15 protein-coding genes and 1 pseudogene are annotated in these 22330 nt (G+C 45.9%); 10 read left to right on the top strand and 6 right to left on the bottom strand.

The features are described from left to right. Positions 1-156: 156 nt before the first annotated feature. Positions 157-3879: pseudogene (locus QUA74_RS23640) on the top strand (PAS domain S-box protein); the annotation flags it as partial. Here QUA74_RS23640 and QUA74_RS23635 read toward each other — a convergent pair. Continuing rightward, positions 3876-6608, bottom strand: a complete 2733-nt coding sequence (locus QUA74_RS23635; protein WP_333334034.1) for a GAF domain-containing protein — start codon at positions 6606-6608, stop codon at positions 3876-3878. The pseudogene QUA74_RS23640 and the gene QUA74_RS23635 sit on opposite strands and share 4 nt — an antisense overlap. 501 nt (positions 6609-7109) lie before the next feature. On the opposite strand from QUA74_RS23635, the gene xylB reads away from it, so the two are divergent. Both xylB and QUA74_RS23625 read left to right on the top strand, forming a co-directional pair. Continuing rightward, entirely contained in the window at positions 7110-8552 is a 1443-nt protein-coding gene (gene xylB / locus QUA74_RS23630) for a xylulokinase (RefSeq protein ID WP_333334032.1), read from the top strand. Positions 8553-8673: 121 nt separating this feature from the next. Further along, positions 8674-10254 (top strand): glycosyltransferase, encoded by a 1581-nt coding sequence (locus QUA74_RS23625; RefSeq protein WP_333334030.1) that lies wholly within the window; start codon positions 8674-8676, stop codon positions 10252-10254. A 459-nt stretch (positions 10255-10713) separates the two neighbouring features. Here the strand turns inward: QUA74_RS23625 and QUA74_RS23620 are convergent, their stop codons facing one another. Next, the gene (locus tag QUA74_RS23620; RefSeq protein ID WP_333334028.1) at positions 10714-11532 is read right to left on the bottom strand and encodes an FkbM family methyltransferase; all 819 of its coding nucleotides are present in this window, start codon (positions 11530-11532) and stop codon (positions 10714-10716) included. A 286-nt stretch (positions 11533-11818) separates the two neighbouring features. Beyond that, positions 11819-12325 (bottom strand): hypothetical protein, encoded by a 507-nt coding sequence (locus QUA74_RS23615; RefSeq protein ID WP_006634121.1) that lies wholly within the window; start codon positions 12323-12325, stop codon positions 11819-11821. 137 nt (positions 12326-12462) lie between these two features. On the opposite strand from QUA74_RS23615, the gene QUA74_RS23610 reads away from it, so the two are divergent. From QUA74_RS23610 to QUA74_RS23585, 6 genes are all read left to right on the top strand, one after another. Next, entirely contained in the window at positions 12463-12705 is a 243-nt protein-coding gene (locus QUA74_RS23610; RefSeq protein WP_333052315.1) for a hypothetical protein, read from the top strand. Between the two features lie 313 nt (positions 12706-13018). Then, positions 13019-14101, top strand: a complete 1083-nt coding sequence (locus QUA74_RS23605) for an ATP-dependent 6-phosphofructokinase (RefSeq protein ID WP_333334026.1) — start codon at positions 13019-13021, stop codon at positions 14099-14101. Positions 14102-14378: 277 nt separating this feature from the next. Continuing rightward, entirely contained in the window at positions 14379-14801 is a 423-nt protein-coding gene (locus tag QUA74_RS23600) for a thioesterase family protein (RefSeq protein WP_333334024.1), read from the top strand. 282 nt (positions 14802-15083) lie between these two features. Then, positions 15084-16532: a slr1306 family protein gene (locus QUA74_RS23595; RefSeq protein ID WP_333334022.1), complete on the top strand. Its 1449-nt coding sequence runs from the start codon at positions 15084-15086 to the stop codon at positions 16530-16532. Between the two features lie 337 nt (positions 16533-16869). Continuing rightward, on the top strand, positions 16870-18318 hold the full coding sequence (locus QUA74_RS23590; protein WP_333334020.1) for a GTP-binding protein: 1449 nt from the start codon (positions 16870-16872) through the stop codon (positions 18316-18318). Beyond that, complete coding sequence (locus QUA74_RS23585; protein WP_333334019.1) at positions 18315-18962, top strand: type I restriction endonuclease subunit R; 648 nt, start codon at positions 18315-18317, stop codon at positions 18960-18962. The genes QUA74_RS23590 and QUA74_RS23585 overlap by 4 nt, the downstream gene beginning before the upstream one ends. Positions 18963-19150: 188 nt before the next feature. On the opposite strand, the gene QUA74_RS23580 is transcribed toward QUA74_RS23585, so the two are convergent. Beyond that, positions 19151-19840 carry a hypothetical protein gene (locus QUA74_RS23580; protein WP_333334017.1) on the bottom strand — a complete coding sequence of 230 codons (690 nt, stop codon included), beginning with the start codon at positions 19838-19840 and terminating at the stop codon, positions 19151-19153. A 143-nt stretch (positions 19841-19983) separates the two neighbouring features. Continuing rightward, the gene (locus tag QUA74_RS23575; protein ID WP_333334015.1) at positions 19984-20826 is read right to left on the bottom strand and encodes a TlyA family RNA methyltransferase; all 843 of its coding nucleotides are present in this window, start codon (positions 20824-20826) and stop codon (positions 19984-19986) included. 221 nt (positions 20827-21047) lie between these two features. On the opposite strand from QUA74_RS23575, the gene QUA74_RS23570 reads away from it, so the two are divergent. Continuing rightward, complete coding sequence (locus tag QUA74_RS23570; protein ID WP_333334014.1) at positions 21048-21287, top strand: hypothetical protein; 240 nt, start codon at positions 21048-21050, stop codon at positions 21285-21287. 254 nt (positions 21288-21541) lie between these two features. On the opposite strand, the gene apcB is transcribed toward QUA74_RS23570, so the two are convergent. After that, complete coding sequence (gene apcB / locus QUA74_RS23565) at positions 21542-22051, bottom strand: allophycocyanin subunit beta (RefSeq protein WP_333334012.1); 510 nt, start codon at positions 22049-22051, stop codon at positions 21542-21544. Positions 22052-22330 lie beyond the last annotated feature (279 nt).

The following is a 22330-nucleotide window of genomic DNA, read 5'->3' as shown; positions in this document are numbered from 1 at the left end:
ATGGCCTCTTATAAACGTCTGGAATTCAATAAGCATCTACTTTGTACCTTTATTGATAAGTTAGATTTAGACCCGGAGTTGATTTTAAACCATCCTAATCTTCCTTCTGTCTTGTATTATGGTACTTTGGCTGCTTAAAAACTGTCCGGAGTATTGGTGTATGAATTTGCCAATCCCACCTACCTGCAAGGGACTGGACGCACTCCAGGCATTATTGGCAAATCAATACGGGATGTTTTCCCGGAGATAGAGGGGCAAATTTACTTTGAAGCGTTTGAACAGGTTTATCGAACGGGAGAAACATTTATTCGGAAGGAGTCACCTACTTACTGGGATCGCAATGGCGATGGGGTGTTGGAAGAGGCATTTTTTAACTGTATCTTTCCGGCTTGGCGAGATGCTGAGGGAACCATTCAGGGCGTCTTAATTTATAACAGGGACGTGACAGCCCAGGTGCGGGCAAGGCAACAGATTGAGGCATTACTGGCAGAACTTCAGCACAAGGAGAGACAGCAGCAATTTCTGATTGAATTGAATGACGCGATTCGTGCCATTCAAGACCCCAAGGAAATTATGTGGCAAGTGGTTTGTGCCACAGGGCAACACTTCCAAGTTACCCGCTGTACTTACGGCGAAATTGATTCTACTCAGGAATACGTCATCGTCGATCGCGACTATTGCAATGGTGTAATCAGCATCGTCGGTAGCCATCACATGGATTCCTTTGGTCGTGAACTCATTGCTGAATTAAAGCAGGGCAAAACTATTGTCGTAGATGATGTCAATCGCGATCCTCGGACTGCCGGATCGGGGGCTGCTACCTTTGACGCAATTCAAACCAAATCTCTCCTGTGTGTTCCCTTAGTGAAAGAAGGACGATTTGTTGCATTGTTGGTGTTGCACCATGTCTCTGTCCGGTGCTGGACGGAGGAAGATGTGGTGCTAATGGAGCGAATTGCTCAAAAAACCTGGCTAGCCGTGGAGCGATCACGCTCAGAAGAGCAATTGCGAGAAAGTGAAGCTCATCTGCAACTCGCTCTGAAGGTTGGACGTATGGGAACGTGGGATTGGGACATGCAGACCGAGGCATTGCTTTGGTCAGAAGGACACTTCACGATACTAGGGCTAAAACCGAATGAGTGCGAACCGGGCTATAAGGTTTGGGCAAGTCGGGTTCATCCCGATGACCTAGCAGAAGCTGAGGCGAAATTTCAGCAAGCCATAGCTGAAAAGAAAGAGTATCACCATGAATATCGCCTACGTTGGTCAGATGGCTCGGTTCACTGGGTGGAAGCGAGAGGAAAGTTTACTTATGATGTTCAGGGAAAGCCCAAGCACTCGATCGGAGTTGTCATTGATATCACAGAGCGCAAGCAAGCAGAAGAGGCGTTGCGTCAAGCCCTACAAAAGCTCAACTTTCATGTTGAAAACTCTCCAATGGCAGTCGTTGAATGGGATCGAGACTTTCGAGTCATTCGGTGGTCTGCTGGTGCAGAGCGCATTTTGGGCTGGAAAGCCGAAGAAATAATCGGCAAATCTTTAACAGAGATACCTTTTGTCTTTGAGGAAGACCTCGAACCGGTGACTGAAGTCTGCCAACGGCTGACCTATGGTGAAGAACCTCATATTTGTTCCTACAACCGCAACTATACGAAAGATGGCAACATTGTGCATTGCCAGTGGTATAACTCCAGTCTCAGGGACGAATCGGGACGGATGATTTCGGTGTTATCGCTGGTACTGGATGTGACGGAGCGCAAGCAAGCAGAACAAGAACGAGAACAACTGTTAGAACGCGAGCGCCTTGCCCGTTCTCAGGCAGAAGCCGCACAGCACCAACTGGCAACTATTTTTGACACGTCTCCGGTTGGACTTGCCCTGTTAGATGAAAAGCAGCGATTTATTGCCATCAACGAAGCCTTAGCAGAAATTAATGGATTAACCCGAGAACAACACTTAGGACATTCCATTCCAGAACTTTTTGGTCAATTCGATCCCCAAGTAGTTGAAGTCTTTCATCAGATCTACACCACAGGGAATCCCTTCATTTCACCAAACTTTGCGGTGAATGTTCCCGGACGCAGCGATCGCCATCCCGGTTACTACAACGTTTACTATCTTCCGACTGTTAACTCAAATGGTCAGGTTGAAGGGGTTTTAGTTTATGTAGTCGATGTGACTGAACGCGTCAGGTTAGAGCTTGCCCAACGCTTTCTGTCTGAGGCAAGTGCGGTGCTTGCATCCTCACTCGATTATCAAACGACTCTAGAGCGAGTCGCGCAGCTTACAGTGCCGAAATTAGCGGACTGGTGTACGGTTCACATGATAGAAGAGGATGGTGCGATCGAGCAGATTGCGGTTGCTCACATTAACCCTGCCAAACTGGAATGGGCACATCAGATTAGAGATAAGTATCCTATGAACCCGGATGACCCTCGCGGTGCTGCATACACATTGCGAACTGGACAACCTGATTTAGTGCCGGAGATTCCCGATGAACTGTTGGTACAGGCAGCGCGTGATTCAGAGCATTTAGAGATTCTGCGGCAGGTTGGATTCAGATCCGTAATGACGGTGCCACTACGAACTCAGGCACGAATTCTAGGGGCCATTTCCTTTATCTCAGCCGAATCTGGACGACGGTATACCTCAGCAGATTTGCAACTAGCAGAGGAACTGGCTCGTCGTGCTTCTTTGGCGATCGACAATGCTCAGTTATATCGGCAGGCTCAACGCGATCGCGCCAAAGCAGAAGCCGCTAACCGCATTAAAGACGAATTCTTGGCGGTGTTGTCCCACGAGTTGCGATCGCCCCTCAATCCGATTCTGGGCTGGACAAAATTGCTACGAACTGGGCGATTAGATGGCACAAAAACGCAGCAAGCCCTGGAAACGATCGAACGTAACGCCAAGCTGCAAGCCCAATTAATTGAGGACTTGTTGGATGTCTCGCGCATTCTGCAAGGAAAAATGACGTTAAACGTCGCTCCTGTGAATCTAGCGGCAATGATTGAGGCTGCACGGGAAACGGTACGACTGGCAGCCGAAGCCAAACACATTCAAATCCAGACCACATTTAATCCTATTTCAGGAACGGTTTCAGGCGATACCAATCGCCTCCAACAAGTAGTCTGGAACCTCCTCTCCAATGCTGTGAAGTTCACCCCAACCGGAGGACGAATCGAGGTGCAACTAGAGCAGGTTGGTATGTATGCTCAGATTCAAGTTAAAGATACGGGAAAAGGCATCACACCAGACTTCTTACCTCATGTGTTTGACTATTTCCGTCAAGAAGATGGCACCATAACCCGACAATTCGGCGGCTTGGGATTGGGACTAGCGATCGTCCGTCATTTTACCGAACTGCACGGAGGAACCGTTCAAGCAGACAGCTTAGGACAGAACTTAGGGGCTACATTTACCATCCGGCTACCGTTAAACATCGTAGAGCCGGAACCCTCTTCTGATGACAGGCACCCAGAAAGTGCGGCAGACTTAGCAGGTATTCAAATCTTGGTTGTGGACGACGATGCAGATATGCGGGAGTTGGCAGCATTCACCCTAATGCAATCTGGCGCACAAGTTGCCACAGCCGCTTCGGCTGCACAGGTCTTGACCCTCCTGAATCAATCTGTCCCCGATCTGCTGTTATGTGACATTGGGATGCCCCAGATGGATGGTTATGCCCTGATTCGGCACATTAGAAAGTGGTCACCTGAACAGGGAGGCACGATTCCAGCGATCGCACTTACTGCCTATGCTGGAGAGATCAATCAGCAGCAAGCCCTAGCTGCCGGATTTCAGATGCATATCTCCAAGCCTGTTGAACCTGATGAATTGGTAAAAGCGATCGCGCGTTTGCTGAGATCGGCCAGTTAAATACAGCTAACCATGTTCTCGATCTCTTGAACCAGTGTTTCTGGGGCTACAGGTTTGGTGATGTGCCGTTGAAAACCTGCGGCAAGTGCCTGTTGCTGATTGATCTCTCCAGCATAGGCAGTTAGTGCGATCGCAGGAATATTATTTTCTTGTTCTGATTCCAGCGATCGCACCTGACGCATGAACATATAGCCGTCCATCTCCGGCATCCCGATGTCACTGATTAGAATATCTTGCTTTGATTGGCTCAGTATTTGTAATGCAGCGCTTGCAGACGCTGCTGCCGTCACTTCTGCACCTGCTTGTTCCAAGACAAAAGCGAGAAAATCACGCGAGTCGGCTTCATCATCGACAATCAAAACCCGGATGTTTGCAAGGGGTAAAGTGTCAGAAACAGTTGTGCAGGAGTTAGTCGTAGCTGCTTCATCCTTCGGCGTGGCACTTTCCCTTCTCAACGGCAGTCTGACGGTAAAAATCGCCCCTTGTCCCTCTCCCGGACTGTCTACTGCAACAGTTCCTCCGTGCAACTCGACAAGCTGACGCACGATCGCCAACCCTAACCCTAATCCCCCAAACTTGCGGGTTGTAGTGCTATCCGCTTGTCGGAAATACTCAAACACATGGGGCAAAAAGTCTGGAGAAATTCCCGTGCCGGTGTCACTCACCTGAATTTGTGCCTCAGACCCGATTTGCTCTAATGTGATTTCTATCTGTCCCCCCATTGGGGTGAACTTAACCGCGTTGGATAGCAGATTCCACACCACTTGTTGTAAGCGGGTTGAATCACCGGAAACTTGGCCAATACCCGGTTTAAATCGCATCTGAATTTCAATTGACTTTGCCTCTGCTGCCAGACGGACTGTTTCCATTGCCGCTTTAATGATGGATGGCAAATTAACGGGACAGACATTGAGGCTCAACTTTCCTTGAAGAATTCGAGAGACATCGAGCAAATCTTCTATCAGTTGCGTTTGCAATTTAGCGTTGCGCTCGATCGTTGCTAGGGCACGATCTGTGGCTTTTTCATCCAGCTTGCGCTCGCGAAGGAGCCTTGTCCAGCCCAGAATCGGATTGAGGGGCGATCGCAACTCATGGGACAACACGGCTAAAAACTCATCCTTAATCCGGTTCGCTGACTCTGCCTGTGTGCGGGCAAGCTGTTGGGCTTCATACAGCCGAGTGTTTTCAACAGCCACCGATGCCATTTGTGCTAGTTGCACCAGAATCGCTTCGTCTTCTTCTGTAAACTCACCTTCGTACTTATCGGATAGCTGGATTAACCCAATGTTACGCCCGTCTCGCCCCACGAGAGGAGCAACCAACCAGCCGCGCATGGGGGGATGCCTGTCTGCTGCCTCGCCAAACCCTTTCCACTTGGGGTGAGCTTCCAGTTCTACCTGGGTCATTCGCATGGATCGGTTGAAATGACAGACACAGGCATAGATTCCAGATCCATCCGGCTGGTCGTTATAGTCTTGCCACTGGGCATACTTGTCGGACAAGTAAACAGCATTAATTGCCTGTGCCCAGTTTTGATCGATTGACAGGCTTGTGACCGACTGGTGAGTGCCAATGATTTGATATGCCTGCTCGGTAATCACTTGCAGCACTTGTTCAACAGAAAGGGTTGCGTTGATTGCTAAGGCTGCCTGCGTCAATCCATGCAGTTGGCGGCTGTACTGCTGCTCTTTGATCAGCGTTTGTATTCGCATCTCCTCGGCCTGCTGCCGCTCCAGTTCAGTGGCAACCCGTATGGCAAAAATTGTCAGCAGGGATTCTGCAAGCTGAACATTTTCCAACGGCTTGCCGTCCATCACGCCCAGCAACCCTAATGGTTTGCCTGCCGAGTCAAAGAACGGAATTGCCACATAGCTTTCCACGTTCAAGGGTTCTAGAAGGGGAGCTTTGGGAAATAACGCTTGCACACCACGGGGGTAGCAACACATTTTTTGTTGTCGAATGACTTCTCGGCAAGGTGTGTCCTGCAACAGATATTCAAAGTTGTCGATAATTTGACCTTGGGCACAAGCCGCGATTGTTGTAATCGCTTCATTGTCGTCTCCAGTGAGCAAACCAATATAGGTATAATCGCTTCCCAGTGCCTTTGTGAAGTGTTGTACCAGAGCCGGAAAAAATGCCTCACCCGTCACCGTAGAAACGCCCTGCGTCACCTCTAGTAGAGCCGCATCCAGTTGAGCAATTTTATGCGCTGCTAGCCGTAGCTCTAATTCGTCCACAACCACTGCCGCCAAATCTGCCAAAGTCGCTTTTTGCTCATCAGTTAAGGCATTACGCGGTTTCATATCTAACAAACAAAGCGTGCCGAGGTTAAAGCCATCTTGGGTGAGCAACGGTGCACCCGCATAAAACCGCAGACCTGGTTCATTTTGTACGAATGGATTACAGGTGAGGCGCTTGTCTTGCCTGGTGTCGGGAATGACTAGAACATCGTCATATAACAGCGCCAAGCTGCAAATTGTAGCTTCTCGCTCCACTTCCCGTAGCTCAAAGCCGTAGCAGGACTTGAACCAAGCTCTCGATTTGTCCACCAGAGAGACTAGGGCGATTGGCATATCAAACAGACGAGCCGCCAGTGACGTAATGCGATCGAATGCCGCTTCAGTTGGAGTATCCAGAATGTTGTATCGCCGCAGTGCCTCTAATCGTTCCACCTCATTTGCAGGCAAAGGGGCGGTTATTGCAATGGATGTAGGCGAAGTTTCAGTCATTGGTTTTGAGTCAACGGGCGAGTAGAGAACTGGAAATGTAAGGGGAATGAGGTTGCGTTATTCTGAGGTGCCTGACCAAGGCAGCGTTAGCAGCGCTTAACGAAGTTATCGCCTGAATCAGGTCTTCTGCCCCTACAGGTTTAGAAATATGCTGTTGAAAGCCTGCGGCGAAAGCAATGGCGACCGCACAGGCATCAATCAGGGTTTGTAACGTCTGATTGCTTAAGCGCGCTCGCCTCTTGAAGCACGAGAGTTCGAGGAGGAATTAGACAAATTCAGGAAGATATAACATTTGCTATATCTAATTGTCTGCCATTAGGGGGATATATTTATCTACCTTGCAGGAGAAGTGGGTTCACAATGCCGGGGGTGTTTCTAAGCTGATGTGCATCTAAAGAGTTAAGCTTCAGCTACCTTAGTACCAAGATTTCAGGTTAATTATCAAACATATGTTTTGACTATAGTAGTGTGGGAGGATGTCACTTCTTGAGGACGAGCCTAATGCTGCTTGGCATAGATTTAGGAACAGGCTCTGTTAAGGCATTGCTCCTAGCGACAGACGGAACGGCAATGGGTGAAGCATCAAGCTCCTATCCGGTTCATGCACCCCAACCTGGATGGGCTGAGTCGGAACCTGCGGATTGGTGGTTAGCTGTTGCCTCGGCTGTTAGGAAGGCAGTGGGAAATCACGCTGAAGAGGTACAGGCGATCGCACTTTCAGGGCAAATGCACGGTGTTGTCCTAGCTTCGGAGTCGGGTCAGCCTCTGCGTCCTGCTATCCTCTGGGCAGATACTCGCTCTAGTGCCACGCTGAACACTTATCATTCGCTCGATGCCTCTATCCTAGAGCGCTTGGGCAACCCGATTACGGCTGGAATGGCGGGCCCCACTTTGTTGTGGCTACGAGAACACGAGGCTACTGTCTACACCGAAGCGCGTTGGGCACTCCAGCCCAAAGATTGGCTGCGGTTACGGATGACTGGAGAAGTTGCAACCGAACCATCTGATGCTAGTGGTACTTTGCTTTACGATGTTGTGTCGGACAACTGGGCAGAGGATGCAATTTCAGCGCTGAATCTACGCTATGATTGCTTACCAAAAATTATCCCCTCTAGTGCGATCGCAGGTTATCTAACAACTGTTGCTTCAGAGCATCTTGGCTTAAGAGTTGGCTTACCCGTTATTGCTGGTGCGGCGGATACAGCAGCGGCGGCACTTGGTAACGGACTACTAGAGCCTGGTTTGGTTCAACTCACCATCGGCACAGGCGCTCAAATCATTACACCTCGATCGCAACCAATTATCGATCCTCATGGTCGTACACATCTCTATCGAGCCGCCGTACCTAACCAGTGGTACGCCCTTGCAGCAATGCAAAATGCCGGGTTAGCGCTTGAGTGGGTGCGAGGTATCCTCGGCTTGAGTTGGCAGGAAGTCTATACTAAAGCGTTTTCTGTTCCCCCAGGATGTGAAGGGTTGACATTTTTGCCATACCTCACAGGTGAGCGAACTCCACACCTTGACCCCTATGTACGCGGGGCATGGGTGGGGCTTGGACTGCATCACACACAGGCGCACCTGATGAGGGCAGCTTTAGAGGGAGTTGCTTTTGCCTTACGACAAGGTTTTGAGGCACTTGAAGCAACAGGTTTTAAAGCGACAGAACTGCGTTTAGCAGGCGGTGGAACAGCAGAAATGCCTTGGAAACAATTACTGACCGATGTATTGAGAATACCCCTCTATTCAACTACAGTTGCTGCGGCTTCTGGACGTGGTGCTGCTCTACTGGCGGGTATCGGAATTGGCGTATACGCAGATGCTAATGACACCATCAAACTGGCACCCACACCAATGCTTGCTGCCACTCCCCAATCAGTTGATCCAATCCTAGAAGAGGCTTGGTTTCGATATCAATCCCTTTATCCACGACTTAAAAAAATGTGATAGGAGTTATGCCTAAAGGAGGAGGTACTAGAACCTATCCACAAATTACTCTTAAGCTAAGACTGTTTAACATCAGTCAAATAAAATAACTAAGTTTACTACAAGAAGAGGTAGATATTACATGAATATATTAGCTGGAATTAAGCTACCAAAATCAGCCGAAAGCGCGGATGTATATATACGGTGTAATGAATCTGCATCTATAAACTACCAGGAAGATGACAAAAAAGTTGTTTTATCTCATGGTGGTGTTGTCTCCTCAAATTCTTACTTTAATTCGTTTTACGAGAGATTTTATACTCAATATACAACTCTTAGCTCTATCTACTACTTGCTGAAACTTGAAGGCGATTTTAAAGTTTCTGTTTACCGAGAATTTGATGGACAAAAAAATAAAGAAATTATTTCTGAAGAAAGCTTTGAGAAATGTCAATTCTCTGATCCTGTAAAAATCTCACCAATAAATCTCCTTCAAGGCAAAAAAGCGGGCAGAATATATTTTGAAATAACTTGTTCTAGCGAACATGGTGAATTTAAAGGGGCATGGATAGCAACTGATCAAAGTAAAACTAGAGAAGCCTCCTTGGGGATTGTAATTTGCACCTTTAAAAAAGAGGACTTTATACAAAATACTTTAAATGCAATTTTTCAAGATGAATTACTAGAAACCAAGGACTTTAAAGTATTCGTGGTTGATAATGGTAGAACTTTAGATGAAGCTGATTTCGGAAAGCCTAAACTGAGGCTAGTTCCTAATATAAATGCTGGTGGAAGCGGGGGCTTTACCAGAGGGTTGGTGGAAGCTTTAGAGGAAAAAAAATATTCTCATTTTTTGCTTATGGATGATGATATAGAGTTAGAAAGTGAATGTATTTATAAATTATTTCCTTTGTATGAATACGCCAATTCTGATTTTGCTGTAGCGGGTGGACTGCTAAATTTACAAAAAAAGCATATGTTGTATGAAGCAGGAGCATCGTACAACGCCTATTCTAAAAATAGAGGATTTGGGCCTGGGGCATTAATTGCTTTAAATTATAATATCGATTTACGAGATTCTAATTCTCTCAACAGGTTGCTCAAGGAAGAAGATGTAGACTATGGCGGATTTTGGTTTTTCTCTTTTTCTAAGGAACTGGTTGAACAAACTAAATTACCGCTGCCTTTATTTATCAAAATAGATGATGTAGAGTTTGGTTTAAGAATAAAAGAGCTGGGCAATAACATTGTAGCTTTTCCATCACTGGCGGTGTGGCATCAACCAGCTTCGGCCAAGAATGTAAATTGGGAAAATTATTATTATATCCGCAATGATTTAATAGCTTATTCCATCCATTATTCTCCAGAATATATGGATGCAGTTGAGCATTTGACAAAAGTAATACTTCAGGCTTTAGCAAAATTTGATTATAATCATGTAGAGATGGTTGTAAAATCTTTTGAAGACTATCTAAAAGGTCCAGATTTTATCAAAAACTCTGATCCAGAAACCTTTCACATGAGCATTGTAAAGCTTAGTAAAAGCTATAATAACCAAAATGAGGTAGATAAATTAGCTGGTACTAACCTTTTGACTAGGTGGTTTAAAGTTGCTGCTGAAGGTAGTAATGAATGGTCATCCGTAAGTGAAAAATGGAAAAGTGCTTCAAAGGAGATGACATCTACTATATTTTGGCAGCAATACCTTGGGCTAAAGAAATAGAATTGAGCGTCTCCACTGGTTGATGGTGGACAGCTTAGGCCGCCCGCAACTCAACGGTTCACAACAAAAGCGCCTTGGGATTAATTATGGTAGTTGACCCTCCCCCGTCACAGCGTAGCTTGACGGGGGATTCTTCCTTCACAGCTTGATGCCAAGTAAAAGCAGTGCCTTTACTTGGTCTTACTCTAGCTCCAGAGGCTACTGAGGTATGCCCTACGTCTCAAATTCGTAAACCTCGATTTCTAATGTTTTTAGCTGCATTGATATTTCTATCATGGTGAGGCCCGGATTAGGGCATTCCCACTTTCTGATATCCAATGAAAGCCTATTTACAGCAGATTGCAAGCTTATAGACGACAATAGCAGCATTTAGAAAACCAGTTTTTTAGATATTGAGGATTAATTAAATAAGCGTGCGAAGTGCGACCCGGATTTGGTATCAGATGAAAAAAACTTGAGTTAAATGATGACATAATCTTCGCCCAAAATAGCTTGACTGACCTGTGGTTCCCGCTCTACTGGGTCGCTGTAATGAGTCTCAATGTGTTGGATGAAACTTTCCCGATAAGCTTTGAGATGCGAGTTAAGTGCTTCGATATCCTGCTGTCCTGTTGCGAAACCCCTCTCTCTTCTAAATTGACCGGATTCCTTAACGAAAGCCATGTCAACTTGCCACAAAGCTGTATCAGTCGGGCGATATGACAAATCAACAATATCGTAAGCTGCGAAGCCTTGGGACTTCATAAAACTCATTACATCATACATCTGACCGAACAAAGTAACTTCTACAATTACATATTCAGTCTGCTGCAAAATTTCAGTTGCTCCCGCTAAAACATCTAACTCCTGTCCGTCTACATCGACTTTAATTAAATACGGGCCTGACAAGTTTCTTTCCCTGCATATTCCATCCAGGGTAATTGCTGGTATCTTTCTTAAATAAGGATTGCTGCTGTCAGTAACACGATTTTCCGAAAGTGAAGAATGCACCATACCGGGACTGACGTTGAGGGTGAAAACTCCCGATTCTTTGCTCGCTGCCGCAATAATGTATTCTGCACTTTTGAGCTTGCGGCAAATTTTGGCGAGATAAGGTTCATTTTCGACGATGGGTTCAATTAGCAAATGTCGCGAATTGGGGAAAGTGTCGTAAAGGTTAAACGTTCCCAATGCCGCGCCGACATCAATCACAGTTTTTGGTTCAAAGCCTAAGTTTTTAGCCAGCAGCAAGCTGCCTGACATGGAGTTTCTGAGAGTTCCTGTTTGTTGTTGGCTCACAATTTTTTCCAGATTTCAATGTGGATAAACTTAATATTATGTCTTGCAGCAGAGTTATTGTATGTCCGAATAAAGAAACGAAGCAATCGCCGAGGTTTCCGATTGCTTCCCTTCGGATCGCAATGACAGAAATAGGTTTCAACTGAGATGTTGCACCAATCTCAATCAGTTTTTTAGGAACAGGCTTTCCGGCCTGTTCCACAAGAAAATTTACTATTTGTGGAACAGGCCGGAAAGCCTGTTAAGCGAGAATGGTGCAAGATGTGAGTTTCAACCCAACCTGCTACTATTTCGCGGATTTCTGCGCCTTGTTTTCCGGTTCGACAGATTGCAAAGCTTCGTCGAGAATTGCCCGTGCTTCTTCAGCTTTACTTCTAGCTTCTCGATAGCGGACGTTAGCTTGAGCAAAGTTTTTGAGAACCTTGAAACCATCTTTTAAACGACCAATTTCCTCGGCAGTCACAGCCTCATCTGTAAACAAAATGTCGATCGCCGCCCGGATTTTGAGTGCTTCTTCGCGGGATTCCATCACTTTCAATTTGAGACTTGCCAAATTGCTCAAAATCTGCACTGCTTCAGTAATCGCGTCCTCGCCTTCAGACGCAGCATCTTCGATATCCTTAACTTCAACAAACTGCTTGGGCCCAAATCCCTCCACGAGTTCCGTAGGCAGCTTGCCCTCATCCATGAGATCCATCAGCCGATCCATCGCTTCTTCGCGGGCTTTGGCTGAATCTTTCCCCTTGACAGTTAAAATAATTTCGGGGCTTTGAGGAAGTGTATAGCGAACCATATTTTGACAGCCTGTGCGCGAAAACAATTGAATGATATTTTATCTTTATTCGATCGCCAGTTGCAGCTATCAATCCGCTCCATTACCAACCGCTTGCCAAAACTTGACACATATACACTCAAAAGGAACCCTCGACAATGAAAGATAAATTTCTTAACTTTCTCAACTTGATTTTAGTAGCTGATGTGTTTTTCGTCTTTGCCATTTTTGGGTGGTTTGTGATCGCAGTAGCGGGTCGATCGACCGGAGTGAATCTCGGTTTTGATTTGTGGTACAGTCTCTGGCAGCCCGTATTTAATCCCGCCCTGGGAATTCTTATGGGCGGTGCTATTCTCAGCGGTATAATTAACCAAGTTTCTAAACGCCTCAATCCCAAGTAAAATTGATGTTTTGTTGGAGACAGTGATTGGCCATGCTACTTAGTTGGCGATCGAACTTGTGGGATGCGTCAGAGATGAGGCACTTAATTAGGTCGATGAAGCTTGAAAATACATAAGTAGTCAAAAACGAGTGAAACGCTCCCCAAAGGAGCGATATCTTATGAAAGCAATCACAAAAGTTATGATAGCTTTACATTCTGTGACAGAGTAAAGTTTATTTTCGCCTACCTATTTTCGTCGAAAATCAGGATTGGACGATCGCGATCTAAAAATATCAACTCATGTTCTGAGGAACAAAAGTCGGGCATTAATTATGGGAGAACAAAAATGTATCGGTATCCTCACTAGCGGGGGTGACTGTGCAGGCTTAAACGCAGTTATTCGAGCCGTTGTCCACCGCGCAACGGGAACTTACAATTGGAAAGTGATGGGGATTCGTCAAGCCACCAACGGATTGATGAGTCGTCCCCCTCAAGCAATTCCGTTGGATATTGAGAAAGTAGACTCGTGGCTCACCATTGGCGGTACGATGCTAGGCACGACAAATAAGGGCGACCCTTTTGCTTTCCCGATGCCGGATGGGACTCTACGCGATCGTGCTGAGGACATTATCGAAGGCTATCATCAACTAGGTTTGGATGCCTTAATTGGCATTGGTGGCGACGGTAGTCTTGCCATTCTCAGGAAGATTGCTCAACAAGGTAATTTGAATTTAGTTGCTATTCCTAAAACTATTGATAATGATGTCGGAATTACCGAGCGTTCCATCGGTTTTGATACTGCTGTCAATATTGCCACTGAAGCACTCGATCGCTTGCATTTTACTGCGGCAAGTCACAGTCGCGTCATGATTGTTGAAGTCATGGGACGCGACGCTGGACATATTGCCATCAGTGCCGGAATTTCTGGGGGAGCTGATATAATTTTGATTCCCGAAATCCCTTACAAAATTTCCAATATCTGCGCCCAAATCCAAGAACGCCTAGACCGGGGAAAAAACTACTGTTTAATTATAGTAGCGGAGGCCGTTCGCACGGAAGAAGGCGAGTTAGTAATGCACACAAATCGCTTAGGTCAAAGTCGATTAGGCGGAATTGGTCAGTATTTAGCTGATACAATTTCTGACTGCAGCGGTGCAGAAACTCGCGTCACCGTTTTGGGACATATTCAACGAGGAGGAACTCCTTCATCGCTAGAAAGGTTAATTGCTTCTGCTTTTGGCGTCGCAGCAGTTGATTTAATTGCCGAAGAGAAATACGACTGCATGGTATCTTGGCAAAAGCGGGAAGTTGTGAGCGTTCCGCTGGAAGATGCGATCGCCAAATACAGACCTGTAGACTTCGATGGTACTCTGGTTAAAACTGCCCGTGGTTTAGGCATTTGTCTGGGAGATTAAACAATTACCCGTCCGATTTCTCAAAGATTTAGTCCGGGACGCACTCAGAACCAAGAAACCGGGTTTTTCAACCGAGACTGAGGGTTTTAAGCCCGTGTATTGTAGTTAAAAAACCAAGGTGCTCACCTGTCGTGCTTCCAGGACTAATATTAACCTGGAAGTAGTGGCGTTTCAACTATGATTAGTGTAACTTGCAATCAGTTCCGAGCGAGTATCGACCCCGAGTGCGATCGCACTCGGAACTACAAAATACCCCAACAAGTGGAAAGGTGAGAAATTGACACCATTTACTACACAAATTAGAGTGCGCCATTACGAAATGGACGCCCTCGGTCACGTAAATAATGCTGTATACCAGCATTATTTAGAACACGCTGCGATCGAACATTTAGAACACTTGGGATTTACACTCGATCGCTACCGGGAATTGGGCGGAGTTTTTGTAATGCGGCGGATAGAGATTGACTATTTGCGATCGGCTGCCGCAGGCGATCGATTGGAGATATCCACTTGGATCGAACAAATGCGCGGCCCGCGCGCTGTCCGCCGCTACGAAATTCGCTTAGCTGGAAATGACGAAATATTGTTAAAAGCCGAGGCGCTTTGGGTTTGGGTTGAAGTTACCACCATGCGACCGCGAGCAATTCCCAAACAAATAATTGATATTTTTGAATCACAATCTCAAGCATTACCAACATAGAGAAAAAATCAACTATTATATTTGCAAAATCCTGTAAAAATCTATGGGTTTGTAGTGAGGACTTCAGTCCCCTATTCCCCGTTTGTAGTGAGCACTTCAGTCTTCTATTCCCCGTTTGTAGAAGTGCAAAAGGTTTATTGTACAGCGGGCCGCAAATCCCGATCGCAAAAAGTCGGATCGCCCGCCTGCCAGTTTGGATGCCGCAGAGGTACGATGGAGATAGGGAGGGAGGCCAAGCCCGCGAAGGTTAAGCTTGGTGACAATACCCACAGGAAGGAAAAAATGACACTTAACTTGCGGCGACCGATTTTAATAGGCGGAATAGGACTTTCAGCAGCGCTGTGGCTGCTGGAAACTCTACAGCATTCGGGTTCAGAAATGGGCGAAACGGCACTCATCGGCTTGGCGGCTGCCGGTGCGGGGTATTGGTGGTGGAAACAACAATCCCCCAAACTCGAACTCGCACTCCCGGAACCCTTGGCGAACCGGGAAGCAGCCGAAAAAGCGATCGCGACTTCCGAAGCCGCCATTAAATTGCTGGCTTCAGAAGCTCAAAACTCCGCCGATCCTGCTAATCTAACAGCAAAGCTCGATCGGCTCAGAGCTGAATTAGACAGACAAGATTTGCGGATTACCGTAACTGGCGGCAAAGCTGTGGGCAAAACTGCCTTAATTCAAGTTTTAAATTCTAATTGGGCATCTCAACACCCGCAAAAGCTTAGTTTACAAGACACATCACCGCTGTTTGCTAATACAAATGCCGATGCCAAAATCGGCGGTGATTTAGTGCTGTTTGTGACAGCGGGCGACATCACAGATTCCGAATTTCAAACATTATCTCAGCTAGCTGCCGCAGGTCAGCGCGTGCTGCTAGTCTGGAACAAACTAGACCAATATTTGCCAGAACAGCAGTCGCAGGTTTTGCACTCTTTGCAGCAGAAAATGCAAGGAATATTGGGAGCCGAAGATATAATTGCGATCGCAGCTTCTCCCAATTCTATTAAAGTGCGCCAGCACCAAGCGGACGGCACATTTAAAGAACGCATCGAAAATCAAGTCTCTCAACTCGACGCGCTGACGGAAAGATTGACTAAAATCTTAACGGAAGAACGGCAACAGTTGGTCTGGGCGAGTGCAGTGCGCGAGGCTGCAAGTATCAAGTTAGAGGCAAAAACCTTATTAAATGCAGTCAGGCGCGATCGGGCAATTCCGATTATCGAACAATATCAGTACATCGCCGCCGCCACCGTGTTTGCTAACCCGGTTCCGGCTTTAGACTTGCTAGCAACAACCGCCATCAGTACCCAACTCGTAATCGATCTCGGCGCTATCTACCAGCAACAGTTTTCCTTAGACCAAGCTAAGACAGTAGCGGGTACTTTGGCTAATCAAATGTTCAAATTGGGATTAGTAGAACTGTCTACCCAAACTATTACTGGACTGCTGAAAAGCAATGCCGTCACCTATGTAGCCGGAGGCGCGGTGCAGGGAATTAGTGCAGCCTATTTTACCAGAATAGCAGGACTGAGTTTAATTGAATATTTCCAAAGTCAAGAATTGGAAAATGCTGCCAAAGGCATTTTCAATCTCGACCAGTTGACTAAAACTTTGCAAGCAGTATTTACGCAAAATCAGCAAGTTTCCTTCTTGCAATCTTTCGTCAACCAAGTGGCGAGTCGCCTTTCATCTCAGGTATCTGGGCCCGAAACCGTTAAGTCGCCGGCCAATTAGAAGTAGTCCAGCATCTGATGTTAAATTCGGTCGATCGCCCATGATATCCGTAGGGACACGGCACTGCCGTGTCCTAGCCCCAGCCCATTAAGAAATCGTTAATTCAGCGGCCCCTTAAAATTAGTCCAGCATCCGATATTAAATTCGGTCGATCGCCTAGGATATCTGATATTAAATCCCGTCGCTAGCCCAAAATATCCATCAGGACACGGCAGTGCCGTATCCCTACCTAATTCCCAAATAAAAAGTTATAAATTTATAAAAAATTGTATTAAAATAAGAAATAGGATTTATAATTCAACGCTAAATTATACCTGCTTAAAAAAGCCGATCGCCAATGGCTGACAATTCCCCTCAAGAAAATCGCTTATCCCTAGCCCGTGCCAGTTTGCGCGAATCCCTGGCGCGCTATTCCCACCTGCGCCAAGGCCAAAAAAACTCGAATAATACAGAATTAGAAGCAACGCTGCAAAAGCAGTTAGATATCTTAACTTCCACCTCAGAAAAACTCGACTACAACGTCATTCGCATTGCTACTTTTGGCCTAGTCAGCCGTGGGAAATCAGCCGTATTAAACGCGCTTTTAGGTCAAAAAATTCTGCAAACAGGCCCTCTCAACGGCGTGACTCAGTGGCCGCGTTCCGTGCGTTGGACGATTCCTTATCTTCCCACCACAGAAGACAAAGAAAAAATCCAAGTAGAATTAATTGATACTCCCGGACTTGATGAGGTTGGCGGCGAAGTGCGCGGCGAAATGGCGAAACAAGTAACTCGCCAAGCAGACTTAATTCTGTTTGTCGTTGCAGGCGATATCACCCGGACGGAATATCAAGCACTGTGCGAATTGCAAACAGCTCAAAAACCGCTGATTTTAGTTTTTAATAAAATTGACCTTTATCCAGAATTAGACAGAAAAGCTATTTACCAAAGTTTGCAAGCGCTGGGAAATTCAGAACAGTTAGCAGCCGCTACGGTAACAGAGGAAACAGATCCCGAAAAGTCCGATCGCCCAAACAACTCCTCCGATAAATCTACAGCACAATCGCCGCTTAAAACTGCCAAATCTTTAGAAATAGTTATGGTAGCCGCCGAACCCGCGCCGGTGCAAGTGCGGGTGGAATGGTCCGACGGAAGAGTAACTAACGAATGGGAGTCGCCGCCCGCGCAGATAGACGAACTCAAACATAAAATTCTCACAATTCTTAACAGAGAAGGTCGATCGCTCCTCGCTCTAAATGCTTTAGTTGAAGCTAGAGATGCCGAAGCAAATATTGCCCGTCAAGTTCTCAAATTGCGACAAGCAGAAGCCGAAGATTTAATCTGGCAATTTGCAAAATATAAAGCTTTGGCTGTGGGTTTAAATCCCGTGGCATTCTTAGATGTAATGGGCGCAACTGTCGCAGATTTAGCCTTAATTCGCTCTTTATCCAGACTTTACGGCTTACCCATGACTGGTTACGAAGCGGGGAAACTTTGGCAAACTATTTTCTCCAGCGCTGGTGGCGTACTTTTGGGAGAATTGGGCAGCAGTTTTCTCTTGGGATTTGGCAAAACTGCGGCCGCAGCGGCCCCGCACATCGGCTTTTCTACTTTTGCGGGAGTTGCTGTCACTCAAGCTAGTTTAGCAGCTTACGGAACCTACGCTGTCGGTCGCGCCGCCCAAGTTTATTTAGAAAAAGGCTGCACCTGGGGCCCCCTGGGACAAGATACGGTAATTCAAGAAATTCTCGCCACCATCGAGCGTAATACAATTATCGATCGCTTGCAGCAAGAGTTTAAAATATGACACAAACAACAGCTATTACTGAAATTATTCAAACTTTAGCAGATGTTGAATCTCGATTCAATCTTACGCGAACTGAATCCGAGGGATTTTTCCCAGAATGGTATGCAGATTTACCCGAAATTACAGAAGTCGATAAAGCCGCTCTCAATTTAATTCGGCGGCGATATCTTTATCATTTAAATGATGGAAGCCTTACAGAAGGAACCGTTACGCTAATCATGGGTTCGCCTCTATTGGAACGAGCGGGTTTTTACGATCCACCGTTTAAAATGATGGCTGAAAAATCTGTACAAATTGTTTTAGATGACGAGGAGGATGAAGTAGAAACTCTCAAGGGACGGATTGATGTTTTAGTGATGCAAAATCAGTTGTGGGTGACACTCTTAGAGTCGAAGCGCACCACCATTTCAGTAAGGTCTGCACTTCCCCAAACACTAGCATACATGACCGCCAATCCCCGCAAGGATAGACCGAGTTTTGCTGCGATGACAAATGGCAGTGAAATTGTATTCGTCAAGCTAGACTTTCAGAATCCGCCTAAATATGACTTATCAAGAATATTTTCACCTGTTCCTCTAATGAACGAACTTTATACGGTTCTTCAAGTCTTGATAAAAATTGGTCAACTGATTGTTCAGCCCTAAAAATCGCAGTTGACTAGGGTGCGTCAGCAGAGGGTTATTTCTTAATAATCGAAGAGCTAGAATCTGACGCACCCTACTGCTTTTATTCTTATACAATTGTCAAAAAATAATGCAACTTTATGCCCGTGTTCCCAACCACGATTTTCATCAGTGATTCCCAATTCTTTAATCGAAAATCGAAAATCGTATTACCGTCTGGCGATTCTCACACCTTCCCTAAAATGAGCGATCGTTGCAATAACCGCTATAGAAAAGTAAAATATTCTAATCAGCCAAAAACAAACCCGCATTGACCAAGAAACAATAGTCGGAGCAATACCTGTGAACTGTACAAATCTGGAATTAACTTTTTTTTCAAAACTGTCGAGGTCTTTCATCTCCGATTGTTTCGTCGGAATAACCGGAAACTGACCAGTATATACGTAATAACCGATAAAACCAGGCAATCCTACTTTTCTATTCAAAAATGAGTTAGTTAAGGTAGCAGTTTGGGGAGGCGATAATTTATCCGATTCTTCCACTTTGTCCAGCCAAGAATTATATCGAATGGCTGGCGTAATCATGAAAACTAAGGGAACTATAACTATTAACAAAGCAGCACTAATTTTGCGACCGTATTTAGGGTGTAGAAGCCTTGTCGCCACACCCACTCCCATACCAATAAACGCAAATACCAATATATTTAATAGTTCAATAATTTCGATACCCCTCAACAAATCGCCGATAATCAGAATTGTATATAATAATTTGTCTGCTAGTAGCAGAGCGGCCCACTTGATGAGAATTGAAACGCCTACAATAGTAGCTACAATTGCTACATACCCGATGCCACCTAGAACGTACAGTAAAATTGAGCCGGCTTGTTTGAATGATTGCATGGAATTATTCACTCTTGTGAAAGTTGAGGAGTCCGATTGACAAAACAACTTGAAATTTTAGATTAATCTGAAGTTCCAAATTAGACTTTTAAAATTGATTAGCTTGAGATATAGAAATCAATCTAAAATCTAAAATCTACAATCTATAATCGATCGACAAGTTCCCGCGCCGCCGCTTTGGTGACTTGTGCGATCCGTTCCTTCACAACATCCTCTTCGATCGCCCTCTGGTCTGATTCCAGTTCGCGATCGATCCCCAACCATAAAAGATACTCGATATTACCGGCCGGGCCAAGTAAAGGCGACCACGTTAAACCGCGTTCGTGCCATCCTAAAGCTGTGGCTGCCTTCCACACTTGAAAAATCGCATCAGCTTGAGTTGCTGAGTCTCGCACTACGCCTTTTTTCCCGACTCTCTCGCGCCCTACCTCAAACTGCGGCTTTACCAACAACACCGCTTCTCGCGGTGGTACCAACAATTCCCACAGCGCCGGTAAAATCTTATCCAGGGAAATAAACGACACATCTACTACCGCCAAATCTGCTGGCGCAGAGTCGCCGTAAAGCTCCGTAGCAGTCATGTACCGCAAATTGGTGCGTTCTTTCAAAATTACCCTCGGATCGTTACGCAAGCCCCAATCTGCTTGACCGTAGCCAACATCTACGCCATACACTAGCGCGGCGCCGGCTTGCAGCAGACAGTCGGTAAAACCCCCTGTGGAGATGCCGCCGTCGAGACAAATTCTGCCTGCAACGGGAATCGCAAAAACTTCTAAAGCTTTGGCTAATTTGTCGCCGCCTCTGGAAACATAGCGCGATCGCTCTTTAATCTGAATTTTTGCTGCAATATCCACCTCAGTGCCCGGTTTGTCAACTACCTGTTGGTTGATGGAGACTTTCCCAGTCCGAATCAAGGCCTGAGCTTGCTGTCTGGAACTGCACAAATCTAGGCTGACCAATAAAGTGTCTAGTCGCTGTTTAGCCAAGGTTTTTAATCTGTACGGATAGGGTTAAGAACAGTACCAGATTAGCACTTACGCACAAGCCCGACTGCTAATTTTTGGCGATTATTTTGGTTTGGCGATTGTCGCGGGGCGATCGCCCCACCTCACATTATGTGACTGAGATCGCTCTGAGTGTGTAGTTGGATCACAGATAAACATTCATAGAATCACACAATAATTTTTGTGACTAGCGGATGATTTATATGCAGCTAAAAGCGCTACAAATACCGTCAGGGCGATCGAGCATGAAAACACTTAACTTTCCTATCAGAAATGCGGGCAATTGTCAAGAAAATCCCCTCGCCTTCGTCAGCGGTGACATCATCCACATTCTTTACCCCAACGGCGAAGTAGAAGCAACAACCGCCGAACAAGTCGATTTGCATCAAACCAAAAATCCCCTAGACAAATGCCTCGTCTGGGGATGTGTTGACGATTTTTAACACCAGTTTCAAACAAGAAAGCAATTATAGGGAAGCTCCAAACCGTTAATTCATCAGTCATTCCCAATTATTCAAATTTTTAAATTAAAAATTTGAATTTAAAAATTTTTAATCTAAAATCTTTAATCTAAAAGGGTATAACCCATAAAAAAAGATCGCTTGGAGGCGGTGATGCCAAAAAAAGCGATCGATATAACTGCTGCTAACTGCCAGCCACAAGTGCAATTTGCTGCTAAAAGAACTACCAAATTGACTTAAATATCTTGTTCGCTCAATTCGCGAATCATGTAATCAAAAGGCTGATCCAAAAAAGGCCCCACAGACAAGCCAGCAGCTTGCACCTGAGCCTTAACCATCTCCTTCATAATGCTAATCCCCATCACCGTCGGGCCAATGGGAACGCTTAGAGAATTGTAAGTTTCTCGCAAACCTTGCAGCACGCGCTCGTCCAGCACGTCGGTACTTCCAGCCACCAGGGCGTAAGTAGCATAGCGCAAGTAGTAGTCCATATCCCGCAGACAAGCCGCGTAGCGACGAGTCGTGTAGGCATTTCCCCCGGGACGGATCAGTTCCGGCTGTTCAGCAAATAGCTGGATACCAGCTTGCTTGACAATTGCCGCAGCATTGCTGTTAATCGCAGCCGCCGCCTGTACCCGTGCCGTGCCCGTTGCAAAATAAGATCTCAACCGATCGATACCATCCCGGTCTAAATACCTACCAGCAACATCATAATTTTCAATCAGGCTCGTCACTGCATCGCGCATAAGTTTCTCTCCCAAAAATCTTTATCAATACTTTGCTATCTGAGACAGACCGCCTATTGTAGACTACTACAAATCGGCGTTTGATTAAGATTTGAGATGGGATTTTCAATCTCTGTAGTCTATCCCCGGCAAACGGTCGTAAAATTCACCCGTTTGCCTTGTATCTTCAGCCGAAAAATCCACAGGGCAAGAATCTCAAACTGCCCGGCCACACTGGGCCCCTATTTCAAAATTTTGTAGCCATAGATACAAAATAGTGGATACTGAAGGCCTACGATC

This window comes from Microcoleus sp. LAD1_D3 (assembly GCF_036702135.1).
Lineage (GTDB): Bacteria > Cyanobacteriota > Cyanobacteriia > Cyanobacteriales > Microcoleaceae > Microcoleus.
This window is presented reverse-complemented; position numbering and strand designations above follow the sequence as displayed.